Raw genomic sequence first — 12,218 nt, 5'->3', positions numbered from 1 at the left:
GACGGCAAGGAGAACCCCATGCGCACCGCACTGCACCGGCTCCTGCTCCTCGCACGCGACATCGCCACCGGGATCGACACCGGCCACGCGATCCGGCACGGACTGCCGCTTCCCGACCGGGGCGGCCGCGGCGGCCCCTTCCGCAGCGGGGACGCCGCCACGCCGCTCGCGGCCCAGCGACCTCGGCGGACTCCGCCGTACCGGCACGGCGCCCGCTGACCTGCCGCCGGGGACAGCGAAACCCGCCCCGGGGGCGCACGCGGAGCGAGCGCGCGTCCCCGGGAACCCGCGCTCCTCAGCAGTCCGGGCCGCGGACGAGCCGCGAGCGGCGGAGCGGCAGCCCGATATGTCAGGCCGTCGAGGTGAGCGCGTCGATGACGGCCGCGCCCCCGGGCGACGGCCTGCCGGGCAGCCGCACCAGGAGGATCCGGCGGACCTCGGCGGGCGCTCCCTCCACCCGCAGCGAACTCACACTCCGCGGCAGCAGCGGCGACATGCGGGAGGGCACCGTCGTCCCGCCGAAACCGCCGCCGACCAGCTGCAGTTTCGTCAGCCAGCCGCTCGTGGTGTGCACGATGCGCGGCCGCCCGGGCAGCCCGGCCAGGCCCCGAGCAGGGCTCCGCGTCCGACGACGGGATGGCGATCCAGGGAGCGTCGAGCAGTTCGTCCACGTGCACCGCGGTGCGGCCGGCGAACGTGCCGTCCCTCGGCACGCCCACGAGCAGTTCGGTGTCCTCGACCGGTCGATCCGGGGACCGGGCCGCCGGCACCGCCGCCTGTCGGCGGCGGACGCGGGCCCGGTCGACATGGCGATGGATCTGCTCCCACCCGCCGCACCGGCGGCGGCGACCCGGGCCGCGGCCCTGACCGTCCGCGAGTACGGGCGCGTCGTCCTCATGGGCGGCGTCGGCATGCTCGGCGGCGCGGATCTCGCCCTCCCCTACCCGTGGCTCATGCGCAACTCGGTGACCGCGCGCGGGCAGTGGATGTATCCGCGCTCGACGCTTCCCGGCCTGATCCGCATCCTCGCGTCCGGCACGCTCGACCTCGGTGCCGAACGCCTCCGCACCTTGTCCCTCGACGCCGTCGACGACGCCGTCCCGTACGCCGCCGCGCACGTCGGACCGTTCGACCGCACCGTCCTCACCCCGGCGGCCGGCTGATCCGGGCACCCGACGGGCCGGCGTAGGAGTCCCGCGGCGGCCCGGCACACGGCCGGCCGCGGCCACCGAACGGTCCGTGCAGAACGCGGAAATACATCGGACGGGTCCGCGTCCCACGTATTGCGCAACCTTGACAGCGGCTGATATTTCTCAGGGTGCGCACGGGAAAGGCACGAAACCTTCACGCGATTTCGGCTCGTGAACCGGGGGAACGTTCCATGGCGCACCACGGCAGAGGCTGCTTACTCCACCCTCCCGCACCTTCCGCATCTCCCTCGCCGGATCGGCGCACGCCCACGGCGCGTTGAGCCCGGACACCGCCCGCCCGGGAAGGCGGGCGACTGCGACGGGCCCCGCGGCGGACGGAGACTTCCGCCGCTTCTGGTGGGCCAACACCGCGGACGCGCTCGGCACCCAGACCTCCGGTCTGGCTCTTCCGCTGCTGCTGCTCGCCCTCGGCACCCCACCCGCTGTCGTCGGCACGGTGGCCGGTGTGTCCGCCGGCTGCGGCATCCTCGCGGGGCCGTTCGCCGCCGTCCTCGCCGACCACGGCGCGCGCAAGAGGGTGCTGGTCTCCGCCGCCCTGGTCTCGGCCGGGGCGATGACCTGGGTCGCCGTCGGCGCCCTGGCCGGCGATCCGCCGCTGTGGCAGCTCTGCGCCGCGGTTGTCGTGGAGCGGACCGCGACCTCCTGCCAGGAGGCGGCGTCGGCCGGCACGGTGGCAGCTCTCGTGCCGCCCGACCGCTACCCCCGGGCCGTCTCCCGGCTGCAGGCCGGTGAACAGGCCGGGCTCGTGGTGGGACCGGCCCTCGGTGGTGCCCTCTTCCAGCTCGGCCGCTGGCTGCCGTTCCTCGCCGACGCCCTCTCCTATCTGGCCTCCGCGCTCTGCGTGGCGGCTATGCGAGCCGACCTGCGCCCGCGCCGGGACGGCCCGGCCGAGTCCGGCTCCCCGGCCGTGTCCGGGGCCGGGCTCGCCGCGGCCGGCCGGAGCTTCCTGCGGGAACTCGGCGCCGGAGCGGGGTTCGTGCGCCGGGAGCCGTTCCTGCGCTTCGTCGTGCTCTGGTCGACCACGATGAGCCTGCTGCTGGCCGCCCTCTCCTACGGCACGATCTTCACTCTGCGGGACTCGGGTGCGGGCGGCGGGCCGGTCGGTGCGGTGCTCGCGGTGGCCGGGGCCGCCGGGCTGGCCGGCGCGCTGCTCGCGCCCCGGCTGGCACGCGCGCTGCCGGGTGCCCGACTGGTGATCACCGTGTCCTGGCTGATGGTGGCTCCCACTCTCGGACTCGCACTGACCACCCGGGTGTGGGCGTACGCGCTGCTGTTCGGCACGATCTCGCTGCTGCTCCCGGCGGCGGCCGTCGTCCTGCAGTCCCGCGCGCTCGAGGTGACCCCGCAGCAGCTCCAGTCCCGCACGGGAACGGTGCTCGCGACCGCCACCGGACTGGCGGCCGCCGCGGGGCCACTGGCGGCGGGCGGACTCGCCGGGACCGGGGGCACCGGCCGCACGGCGCTGTGCTGCTGCGCGGCCCTGGTCCTGCTCTCCCTGTGGTGCACGGCGCGTGCCCCCGCGGTACTGCGGAAGGAGACCGTATGACGCGCGGCGGAACGGAAGCCGACGTACCCGGGCCCGGCACCCGGTTCGGCGGCACGCGAGCGGCCGGCACCGGGTCCGGCGCGGCGGAGAACGAACGCGGCTACCGCGTCTACCGCCCCGTCATCCCGGAGGTCTGCCCGGCGGACCCGGACCGGATGGTCCTGACCGCCGACGCCGGGGGACGCTGCGAGGTGTTCGCGCACGACGCCGCCACCGGAGAAACCCGCCAGGTGACCGACCGGCCGCACGGGACCCTGCACGGCACCCTGGACCGGGACGGGGCCGTGTGGTGGTTCGACGAGGACCTGGAGGGTCGCGGCGTCTGGCGGGTCCAGGACTTCGACGGGGGCCCGGACACCGCGGGACTGCCGCCGGCTCCCGTGGGCACCCCGCGCGGGCTCGCCATGAACGCCGCCGGGCAGGTCGCCGCAGGCGTCGGCAGCCGCGCCGGGCTGACCGTGTGGCTCGGACGCCGGGGCGGCCCGGCCCGCGAGGTCCACCGGGCCCCGGGCCCGCGGCGGCTGGCCGGGCTCTCCCCCGACGGGGCGCTGCTGGCCGTGGCCGGACCGCCGCACGACGTCAGCGCGGTGACCCTGCTGACCCCCGACGGACACACCGTCGCCAGGTTCGGGGGCGGGGACCTGCCGCACCTGGCCGAGGGCGGCCGAGGCGCCGCTGCGGGCTCCGGCGCGCCCTCGCACCAGGAGACGGAGACGAAGAAGGCGGCGCGGGCGCCCGCCGCGGCCCGGGTCTGGGCGCGCGGCTTCGCGCCGGCGGCAGGACCGGCCGAACTCCTGCTGGTCACCGAGCACTCCGACCGGTACCGGCTTGCCACCTGGGACGCCGGGCACGGACTCCGCGAGCACGCCTGGTGCGCCTTCGACACCGAGATCGACGCCGTCTGGTACCCCGACGCGCGCAAGGTCCTGGTCCGGCAGGACCGGCACGGGCGCAGTCTGCTGCACACCGCCGACCTGGACCGGCGCACCCTGTCCACGGCGGCCACCCCGCCCGGCAGCATCCCGGACGCCGCCCCGCGGCCCGGCGGAGGAATCCACTACGTATGGACGGACAGCGCCACCCCGCCGCGGCTGTGCACCACAGCGGCGGCGGGCCCGGCCCCGTCGCACCCGCCGGTGCTCGGCACCCTGCCGGAGCGGGTACCCGGGGTGCACAGCGAGCTGTGGACACCCGGTCCCGACGGTCCGGTACACACCCTGCTCAGTCTCCCGGAGCGCACCGGTCCGGCGCCTCCGCCCCTGGTGTTCCTGCTGCACGGCGGCCCCGCCGCCCACGACCGGGACGCCTACGACGGCACCGTGCACTCGCTGGTGGCCTCCGGCCTCGGTGCGGCGCGGGTGAACTACCGCGGCTCCACGGGCTACGGTCCGCGCTGGCGGGCCGCCTTCGGCGCCGGGGTCGGCCTCACGCAGGTCGACGACCTGGTGGCGGTACGAGCCGATCTGCTGGCACGCGGCCTGGCCCGGGAGGACGCCGTCGGCCTCTGGGGCACCTCGTGGGGCGGAGCGCTGGCGCTGCTGGCCCTCGGGGTGCGGCCCGGGCTGTGGCAGGCGGGCGTCGCCGTCAAGCCCATCGCGGACTTCGCCGCGGCGCACCGTACCGGTCTGCCCGCCCTGCGCGCCCTGGACGAGCGGCTGTTCGGCGGGACGCCTCACGAGGTGCCGGAGCGCTACGCGCGAAGCTCCCCGGTCACTCACGCGGCCCGCGTCACCGCGCCCGTCCTGGTGGTCGCCGCGGCCCGGGACGCCAAGTGCCCGCCGCAGCAGATCGCCGACTACCTGGCGGCGCTGCGCGCCGCGGGAGCACCGCACGAGTCGCTGTGGCTGGAGTCCGGCCACGACGGCTACCGCGGCGCCGACCATGTGGCCACGCTGCGCCGGGCCCTGGAGTTCCTGCACTTCCACCTGGGCGCGGCCGCCCGCCGCACGACCTCCGCAGCTCCCCGCTCCGACCGGCGCGGGGCCCAGCAGGCCGGTTCCCCGGATCCCTCCGGCACCGTCCGCCGACACTCCGAAGGGAGGCGATGACCATGCAGAAGGACGTCATCCACAACAACCCGCTCGAGGACGACGAGGAGAACCGCAAGCCCGGCGTCAGCATCACGATCACGGTTCCGATCCGCAACGCGGAGGAGACCGAGGAGATCTGACCCGGCGTCCCGGTCCGGTGCCCCGGGGCACCGGACCGGGATCCACCCCCGCAGCCGCGGGTCCGGCCCCCGGGCCGCCCTGCCGCCGTTCCCCACCGTCACCGCCCGGTCCCGCCCGACTGCGGCCGTTCCGAGGAGTCCGCCCATGCGCGTGCTGCTGGTCAACATGCCCTGGTCCCCCATCGACGTGCCCTCGCTCGCGCTGGGCATCCTCAAACGCAGCGCGGTCGAGAACCGGCCCGCCACCACCGCGGAGGTGTACCACGCCAACCTCGAGTACACCGACTGGATCACCGAGCGAACCGAGTTCGGCAAGGGCGACTACGAGTACTACTCGCTCTCCTCCTACTTCCTCGGCTGCGGCGACTGGGTCTTCTCCTCGGCGCTCTACGACGACCCGGAGTGGCGCACCGAGGAGTTCACCGCTGCGCTGCGCGGCAAGCTCTCCGCCTCCCGGCTGCGCATGAGCCACGAGCTGCACCGCCTCGCGCCGGAGTTCGTGGAGCGCACCGCCCGCGAGATCGTGGCGCGGGAGCCCGACGTGGTGGGGTTCTGCTCGACATTCCAGCAGAACACCGCTGCGCTGGCGGCCGCCAAGTACGTCAAGCGGCTCGCGCCGCACATCACGACGGTGCTGGGCGGTGCGAACTGCGACGCCGAACAGGGGCACGCGGCTCACCGCAATTTCCCGTTCGTCGACTACGTGGTGCGCGGCGAGGGGGAGGCCGCCTTCCCGCGGCTGCTCGCCGCGCTCGACGGTCCGGGGAGCCCCCGTGCGATACCGGGCCTGTGCTGGCGGGACGCCGAGGGCACCTCGGTGGCCAACCCGATGGCCACCTCCCCGCTTCCGCCCGCCGCGATCACCTCGCCGGACTACTCCGGCTACTTCGAGCGGCTCGCCGCCTCCGCGGCCCGGCACTGGGTGGAGCCCAAGCTGGTGGTGGAGGGCGCCCGGGGCTGCTGGTGGGGCGAGAAGCACCACTGCACGTTCTGCGGGCTCAACGGCACCTTCATGGAGTTCCGCAGCAAGGCGCCGGAGCGGTTCTACGACGAGATCATGGAACTCGCCCGCAAGCACCGGGTACTGGACATGTACGTCGTCGACAACATCCTGGACATGGGGTACGTGCGCACGGTGCTGCCCCGCATCGTGGACAGCGGATACGATCTGCGGCTGCACATCGAGATCAAGGCGAACATGCGCCGCTCCCAGCTCCAGACCCTCGCCGACGCGGGGATGATCTACGTCCAGCCGGGCATCGAGAGCCTCAACAGCCGGGTGCTGGACCTGATGGACAAGGGGGTGAGCGGCTGCCAGAACGTGCGGATGCTGCGCGACGGCGCCGAGACCGGCCTGGCCGTCTCCTGGAACTACCTGCACGGCTTTCCGCACGAACGCGACGAGGACTACACCCCGGTGATCGAACAGCTCCCGGCGCTGGAGCATCTGATGCCGCCGGTCGACCTCTCGGCCCGTATCGCCATCGAGCGCTTCAGCCCCTACTTCAACCGACCCGAACTGGGCTACGAAAAGCTGCGCCCGGACGTGCACTACCGCTTCACCTACGACCTGCCGGAGTCCGAACTCAACGACCTGGCCTATGTCTTCGAGGCACCCGAGCGCGGGATCGGCGAGGAGACCGCGAGCCGGCTCAACGACGGCATCAAGGCGTGGCACGAGGCATACCCGGCCAGCAGGCTCACCCACACCGACCTCGGAGACCGGATCGTGCTGGTCAGCCGCCGCCGGATGTTCGACTGGCGGGTACGGGAGCTGACCGCGCCGGTGGAGCTGGCCGCCTTCCGGCTGCTGGACCAGCCGCACCACCCCGCCGCACTCGCACGGAAGGTCGCCGGGCAGCTCGCGCCGGAGGGCGCGGAGGGTCCGCCGCAGGAGGGCGGCGCCACCGACGAGCCGGCGATACGGGAGCTGCTGGAGCGCTGGCTCGAGTGGGGTGTGGTGTTCACCGACGCGGGCCAGTACGTGCACCTCGCCCCGGCTGCCGTCAACGAGGACCTGCTGCGGCTGGAGTTCATGCGCAGCACTGCGGCCGCCGCGGAACCGGCAGCCGCGCAGGACACAGGCGGGCGGCCCGCCGTCCCGGTCCCCTGACGCCACCCCGCCCGGCCTCCCGCATCCGCCCCCTCATCCGCACGCACCACCCGGTACCGAGGAGTTCCATGGACACAGTCACCGCCTGGCGCGACTACGAACTCGAGGCCGCTGGTCTGACCGGCATGTCACTGGGCGAGGTGGAGGCGGCCGGTCCGCCCTCCGAGGCCGCCGTACGGCTGTGGCGCTCCGGGGCGCGGCGGGTCCGGCTGACCGGCACCACCGACCTGCGTCCCGCCGCGAACACGGACGCCGTCGACGCGGCCCGCACGGTGCGCAGGCTGTGCCTGGTTCGGGAGTTGACGGCGCACGCCGTGTACGTCGAATGGGAGCTGTGCCTCGCGTCCGGACCCGACGTGTGGCGGCCGCTCAACCACCTCCAGCCGCCGCTCGTCCTCTCCGGTCCGCCCGACCCGGAGCAGACGCTGCGCACCTGGCGCGAGGAGCACTACCTGTGCAAGTGCCTCTGGCGGCAGGGGCCGGGTTTCGTCCAGATCAGGGACCGGCGGTGGGGCGAACTCCACCGCTTCACCGTGGACGAACCCGACTACCAGGAGGCCATCGCGCTGCTGGCCGACGGGGCGCCCGCCGCGGCGGTACCGGCGGCGATCCTCGAGGACTTCCGGTCCGAGCAGCTGGTGGGGGACGTCGGTGAGATGGTCTGGTGGCTGCCCTACCGGGTGCGGCGCTGGATCCAGGAGGCGATGGCCATCTGAACGGTCCCGTGCGGGCGCCCGCCGCACGGCGCCGCTGAGGACATCCGCGGCGGGCTGCCGGAGCGCGTCCGGCGGCGGGGCCGGACCGGGCGCGCTCCGGCGCGGGGTCCTGCCGGAGGTCAGCTGCCGAAGGGGATGTCCTGCGGGGTGGCCATGCGGCGGGTGCCGGGGTGTGCCCGCACATAGTCCCTGATGTAGGACAGCGCGGTGCGCACGCCGCTGTCGTCCGTTCCGCAGCCGTCCGGACCGCTGACGCCATCGGGATAGCACGACATGCGGTTGCCGTAGATCAGCGCGTCCACGGCCGCACCCGGGCCGGAGGAGTCGAGCAGCGTGGCCGTGCGCTCCCGGTCGCCGGTTCCCACGGTCCAGCCGACCGTGCGGGCGAGTTCACCGCGGTCCCGGGCCGCGCCGCCGGCCCGCAGCTCCTCCTGGATGCTGCCGAAGTCCAGCGCCATGCTGAACAGCCCCTTGTCCATGATGCGCTGGTTGCTCGGCACGGCCGCTCCGTGCTCGGCGAAGCCGTCCCGCACCTCGGCGTAGTCGCCGCTGTAGCTGATGGCCTCCTTGGCGTTCAGGTCGCCGACGGCGTCCTGCCAGCCGGCGCCGCCCTCGCTCCCGTAGAACCCGTAGAGCACCCGGATGCCCCGGCTCTCCAGTTTGCTGCGCGCCAGGTCCCGCAGCGCGGCCACGGAGCAGTGGCGCCACTCGGGGTCGCCGCTCTCGCACCAGTCGGGGTTCTTGATGTCCAGCCAGACGAACGAGACCTGGCGCCCTGCCCGGTGCTCCTGCGCCACCTGGTCGAACATGGCGGCCATGGAGTCGCCGTAGCTGGTGAGGGTGCCGTCGTGGTCCGCCCACCAGCCGTCCCGCCAGGCGGTGGCGTCGATCTCCAGCGCGTTGGCCCCCTGCCGGAGGGACGCTGTCACCCCGCCCGTGGTGAGGACCCGGTGGGCGATGGCCCAGGTGGGACGCTGCTGTGCAGCGGCGGACGATGTGCCCTGGGAGGCGGGCTCCTGGGCGGGAGCGTTCCCGGCCCCCACGAGGATTGCTCCGGCGGCCAGAGCGAGCGGGAGCAGTATTCCGCGGAGCCGACGCGCGACGGCCATGAAGTCCGGTCCTTCCTTCTGCTGCGGACCGCCCCTGACCATGGGCGCTTCGGCGCGCTGTCTGCCGGGGCGGACGACGCGGGCCCAGCGCCCGCGCCCGGAAGAGCGTACGCCATATTACCCACGGGTAACCAGTGGTCGCGTTCCGTGCGTCCGCCGTTCCCCCTCGTAGGAGTCCGGGCACGGATGGGCCGGCTTCCGGGTGCGGCGGGGGGCGAGGAGGCGTTCGCGGGGCGGCGGCCGGCTTCTGCGAGACTGGGCGGGTGAGTGTGAGACCCGCACGGAAGACGGACCTTCCCGGCCTGTTGAGGCTGGCGGCGGAGGTGGAGCACTGGTTCGGGCCGATGGTGCAGGAGCCCGGCTTCCACCGCGCGCTGGAGGAGCACATCCACCGGTCCACGGCGCTTCTGGCCGTTTCCGCGCAGGCGGACGTCCTCGGCGGCCTGCTGTTCGCCCCGGCGCACCCGAAGTACCACGTCGACTGGCTGGTCGTCGCGGAAGCTGCTCGCGGGACGGGCGTGGGCCGCGAACTGATGGCGGAGGCCGTGCGCCGGTTCGTGCGGGGCCCGGGCAGCATCGACGTGGTGACGTTCGGTGCCGACCATCCGGGCGCCGTCGCCGGTGGGGCCCGGGTCTTCTACGAGCGGCTCGGCTTCGCCCCCGCCGAGATGGCCGAACCGGGGCCGGAGGGCGGTTCGCGGCAGGTCTTCCGGCGCACGGTCGGCTGACGTCCCCGCCCCACTCCGTGCGCAGAGCGGACGCGCACACCGCAGCCGGCCGCCGCGGCCCCGCCCGCTCCGGTGCCGGACGCCACCTCAGCGCCCCCGGAAAGGGCCTGCCACCTCGTAGGTGATCCCGTCGGACGAACGGCCGCCGATGCCCCGCTGGCTGGAGAAATACAGCCGCCTCCCGTCGGGGGAGAACGCCGGGCCGGTGATCTCGGACCCGCCCTGGCCCTCGACGCGGAGGAGGGGCGCCACGACGGCTTGCGGAGTGATGAGGCAGATCTCCATGTTGCCGCTGTCCTCCGCCACGAACAGATCGCCGGAGATGCTGCCGGTGATGTTGTCCACTCCGCTGAGTGGCGCGTCCTCGCCCTGCCGTACGAGGTCGTCGTCGTAGACGAGTTCGAGAGTGTCCGCGGCGCAGTCCAGCTGCCAGACACGGTTGTCACCCTTGCTGGTGAACCAGCAGTTCCCGGCCGCGTAGTGGCACCCCTCGCCACCGTCGAAGTGCTCGGCGGCGGCGACCTGGCGGCGGGTGCGGGTGCGCCGGGCCGCCGGGTCGGGCACCTCCGCCCAGCCGACGGGACCCGAGGTACCGGACCCCATGGTCAGCACCTCCAGCCTGCCCGCCGAGAGGTCGCCCCAGGTGCTGGGGCGGAATCGGTAGAGGCAGCCGTCCGGCTCGTCCTCCGTGAGGTAGACGGCCTCGCGCACCGGATCGGCAGCGGCGGCCTCGTGCCTGAACAGTCCCATGGCGGGCCGGCGCCGTGCCGCCTCCCGGCCCCAGGGGTCCGTCTCGTACACGGCGCCCCGGTCCGTCTCCTCGCAGGAGAGCCAGGTGTCCCAGGGGGTGCTGCCGCCCGCGCAGTTGAGCCGCGTGTCGTCCAGGATGCGGTGGGCTCCGGTGATGTCGCCGCCGGCCCCGAACCGGACCGCACCGGCGCCGCCGCCGGGGGACACCTCGGAGTTCGACACATAGATCCAGCCGCCGTCCCCGGTGGCGAAGCACGCTCCGCCGTCGGGTGCCGGGTGCCAGGTGTATCCGGTGGAACCGACCTGCCGCCCGGTCCGCGCGATCACGGTGCTGGTGAAGCCGGCCGGCAGCCGGATGCCGTTCGCGTCGGCGGGACCCAGCGGACCGTAGGGGCCCGCGCCCGGCTGTGCGGGGGCAGCGACGGCGGCCGTGCGCCACAGTGAGCCGCCCAGCGCGGCGGTGTAACCCGCGACGGCCGCGGTGCGCAGGAGTGAGCGACGATCCATGAGCGCTCCTGGAGAAGAGGGAGGGGCACGGATGGTGCTGCTGCTCAGGGGAAGCTAACCGGCGCGGATGGCCGACGCCGAAACCTGCGGTGAATTCCCCGGTGGGGGTCGGCACGGGGTCGCTTCACCGGCCTGCACGGGCCTGCCCGGTCCGCCGATCGCGGCGCGGGCGTACCGGCGGGCCAGCAGGTCGCAGGCGTCCTGCAGCGCGGTCGGACCGACGACCTCGAAGTCGGCGTCGAACCTTCCGATCGACGCGGCCAGCGCGGGCCACGACCACGCGCCCAGGATGAGTCGGCACCGGTCCGGACCCAGCTCCTCGACGACGCCGTCGGGCGCGTAGGCGGAACCGGCCCGGGCGGGGAGGTGGAGGATCACCTCCCCGCGGCAGGGCTGGTCACCGCCGGTGCCCTGGAACCTTTCGGACACGAACGCGGCCACATCGCCCCGGGGCAGCTCGCGCCGGGTGAAGCGGGGGCCGGTGGGGATGCGGGGGTCGATCCGGTCGACGCGGAAGGTGCGCCAGTCCTCCCGGTCCAGGTCCCAGCCGACCAGGTACCAGCGCCCACTCCAGGTGACCAGATGGTGCGGCTCCACCCGCCGCAGCACCGGAGCGGTCTCGGCGGACTGCGGCGGGACCACCGGTGTGTGAGCGAAGCGCAGTACTTCACAGGCGCGCACGGCGTCGCTGAGCGTCACCAGGAGCCGAGGGTCGACGCGCGACCCGGTTCGGACTCCCGGGTGGTCGACCGCGGTCACCCGGAGAACGTCGACGCGCCGGCGCAGCCGCACGGGCATGATCTGCCGGACGGTGCTCAGCGCGCGCACCGCCGCCTCCTCGATGCAGACGCCGGAGGCGGTGGCGGTCTGGAGGGCCAGCACGAGAGCGACGGCCTGGTCGTCGTCGAACAGCAGCGGGGGGAGCCCGGTGCCGGAGCCCAGCCGGTACCCGCCGTCGGGCCCCTTGGCTGTGGTGATCGGATAGCCGAGCTCGCGCAGGCGGTCGATGTCGCGGCGCACGGTGCGCGGGCTGACCGCAAGCCGCTCGGCCAGCAGGCGCCCCGGCCAGTCGCGGCGTGCTTGGAGCAGCGACAGGATTGCCAGCAGGCGCGCTGAGGTTTTCGGCATGCTCCACATCCTGCGGCAAAAAGCGGCCACTTGGTGTCCGCTTCTGCTGCGACTCTCGTTCCCGTCCCCCTCCGAACCGCCAGAACCATCGGAAGGACCGGAACACGATGAGCACTGCACTTCCCCCGGCTGTCCACCCGGCCGCGCGGGGCGCCGCCCGGACGGCAGCGCGAGCCGCCCCGGCCATCGTGGCGCAGCGGCCCGGCCGCGAACGGAACCGAGCCCGACGGATATCCCACG

General features: G+C 74.2%; 12 protein-coding genes. 8 read left to right on the top strand and 4 right to left on the bottom strand.

The features are described 5' to 3' along the window. Window positions 1-18: 18 nt before the first annotated feature. Window positions 19-219 carry a hypothetical protein gene (locus tag ACFYMO_RS29020; RefSeq protein ID WP_366771305.1) on the top strand — a complete coding sequence of 67 codons (201 nt, stop codon included), beginning with the start codon at window positions 19-21 and terminating at the stop codon, window positions 217-219. A gap of 130 nt (window positions 220-349) precedes the next feature. Here ACFYMO_RS29020 and ACFYMO_RS29015 read toward each other — a convergent pair whose 3' ends face one another. Beyond that, on the bottom strand, window positions 350-574 hold the full coding sequence (locus ACFYMO_RS29015) for a hypothetical protein (RefSeq protein WP_366771306.1): 225 nt from the start codon (window positions 572-574) through the stop codon (window positions 350-352). A gap of 97 nt (window positions 575-671) precedes the next feature. Here ACFYMO_RS29015 and ACFYMO_RS29010 point away from each other — a divergent pair, with 97 nt between their 5' ends. The 6 genes from ACFYMO_RS29010 (at window position 672) to ACFYMO_RS28985 (ending at window position 7,756) form a co-directional block, all read left to right on the top strand. Continuing rightward, window positions 672-1,163 (top strand): hypothetical protein, encoded by a 492-nt coding sequence (locus ACFYMO_RS29010; RefSeq protein WP_388550115.1) that lies wholly within the window; start codon window positions 672-674, stop codon window positions 1,161-1,163. Window positions 1,164-1,467: 304 nt separating this feature from the next. Then, window positions 1,468-2,757, top strand: a complete 1,290-nt coding sequence (locus tag ACFYMO_RS29005) for an MFS transporter (RefSeq protein WP_366771307.1) — start codon at window positions 1,468-1,470, stop codon at window positions 2,755-2,757. Then, entirely contained in the window at window positions 2,754-4,805 is a 2,052-nt protein-coding gene (locus ACFYMO_RS29000; RefSeq protein ID WP_366771308.1) for a prolyl oligopeptidase family serine peptidase, read from the top strand. Before ACFYMO_RS29005 ends, ACFYMO_RS29000 begins: the two co-directional genes overlap by 4 nt. Then, on the top strand, window positions 4,802-4,927 hold the full coding sequence (locus ACFYMO_RS28995) for a hypothetical protein (RefSeq protein ID WP_019357533.1): 126 nt from the start codon (window positions 4,802-4,804) through the stop codon (window positions 4,925-4,927). The genes ACFYMO_RS29000 and ACFYMO_RS28995 overlap by 4 nt, the downstream gene beginning before the upstream one ends. A gap of 145 nt (window positions 4,928-5,072) precedes the next feature. Beyond that, window positions 5,073-7,040, top strand: a complete 1,968-nt coding sequence (locus ACFYMO_RS28990) for a RiPP maturation radical SAM C-methyltransferase (protein WP_388550110.1) — start codon at window positions 5,073-5,075, stop codon at window positions 7,038-7,040. A 68-nt stretch (window positions 7,041-7,108) separates the two neighbouring features. After that, the gene (locus ACFYMO_RS28985; protein WP_366771310.1) at window positions 7,109-7,756 is read left to right on the top strand and encodes a DUF5825 family protein; all 648 of its coding nucleotides are present in this window, start codon (window positions 7,109-7,111) and stop codon (window positions 7,754-7,756) included. A gap of 119 nt (window positions 7,757-7,875) precedes the next feature. On the opposite strand, the gene ACFYMO_RS28980 is transcribed toward ACFYMO_RS28985, so the two are convergent. Beyond that, on the bottom strand, window positions 7,876-8,865 hold the full coding sequence (locus ACFYMO_RS28980; RefSeq protein ID WP_069992022.1) for a phospholipase: 990 nt from the start codon (window positions 8,863-8,865) through the stop codon (window positions 7,876-7,878). 263 nt (window positions 8,866-9,128) lie between these two features. Between ACFYMO_RS28980 and ACFYMO_RS28975 the strand changes: the two genes are divergently transcribed. Continuing rightward, window positions 9,129-9,593, top strand: coding sequence for a GNAT family N-acetyltransferase (locus ACFYMO_RS28975; RefSeq protein ID WP_366771312.1), 465 nt, complete (start codon window positions 9,129-9,131; stop codon window positions 9,591-9,593). Between the two features lie 87 nt (window positions 9,594-9,680). Here ACFYMO_RS28975 and ACFYMO_RS28970 read toward each other — a convergent pair whose 3' ends face one another. Together ACFYMO_RS28970 and ACFYMO_RS28965 are read right to left on the bottom strand one after the other, a co-directional pair. Then, window positions 9,681-10,850: an alkaline phosphatase PhoX gene (locus tag ACFYMO_RS28970; RefSeq protein ID WP_388550105.1), complete on the bottom strand. Its 1,170-nt coding sequence runs from the start codon at window positions 10,848-10,850 to the stop codon at window positions 9,681-9,683. Window positions 10,851-10,904: 54 nt separating this feature from the next. Continuing rightward, window positions 10,905-11,978, bottom strand: coding sequence for a helix-turn-helix transcriptional regulator (locus ACFYMO_RS28965; RefSeq protein ID WP_388550102.1), 1,074 nt, complete (start codon window positions 11,976-11,978; stop codon window positions 10,905-10,907). Window positions 11,979-12,218 lie beyond the last annotated feature (240 nt).

This window comes from Streptomyces sp. NPDC007025 (genome assembly GCF_042869455.1).
Classification (GTDB): Bacteria; Actinomycetota; Actinomycetes; order Streptomycetales; family Streptomycetaceae; genus Streptomyces.
This window is presented reverse-complemented; position numbering and strand designations above follow the sequence as displayed.

Coding starts and splice junctions, on each gene's coding strand:
- ACFYMO_RS28965 (WP_388550102.1), bottom strand. CDS start 11,978: ATGCCGAAAACCTCAGCGCGCCTGCTGGCAATCCTGTCGCTGCTCCAA.
- ACFYMO_RS29020 (WP_366771305.1), top strand. CDS start 19: ATGCGCACCGCACTGCACCGGCTCCTGCTCCTCGCACGCGACATCGCC.
- ACFYMO_RS28985 (WP_366771310.1), top strand. CDS start 7,109: ATGGACACAGTCACCGCCTGGCGCGACTACGAACTCGAGGCCGCTGGT.
- ACFYMO_RS29000 (WP_366771308.1), top strand. CDS start 2,754: ATGACGCGCGGCGGAACGGAAGCCGACGTACCCGGGCCCGGCACCCGG.
- ACFYMO_RS28980 (WP_069992022.1), bottom strand. CDS start 8,865: ATGGCCGTCGCGCGTCGGCTCCGCGGAATACTGCTCCCGCTCGCTCTG.
- ACFYMO_RS28990 (WP_388550110.1), top strand. CDS start 5,073: ATGCGCGTGCTGCTGGTCAACATGCCCTGGTCCCCCATCGACGTGCCC.
- ACFYMO_RS28970 (WP_388550105.1), bottom strand. CDS start 10,850: ATGGATCGTCGCTCACTCCTGCGCACCGCGGCCGTCGCGGGTTACACC.
- ACFYMO_RS28995 (WP_019357533.1), top strand. CDS start 4,802: ATGACCATGCAGAAGGACGTCATCCACAACAACCCGCTCGAGGACGAC.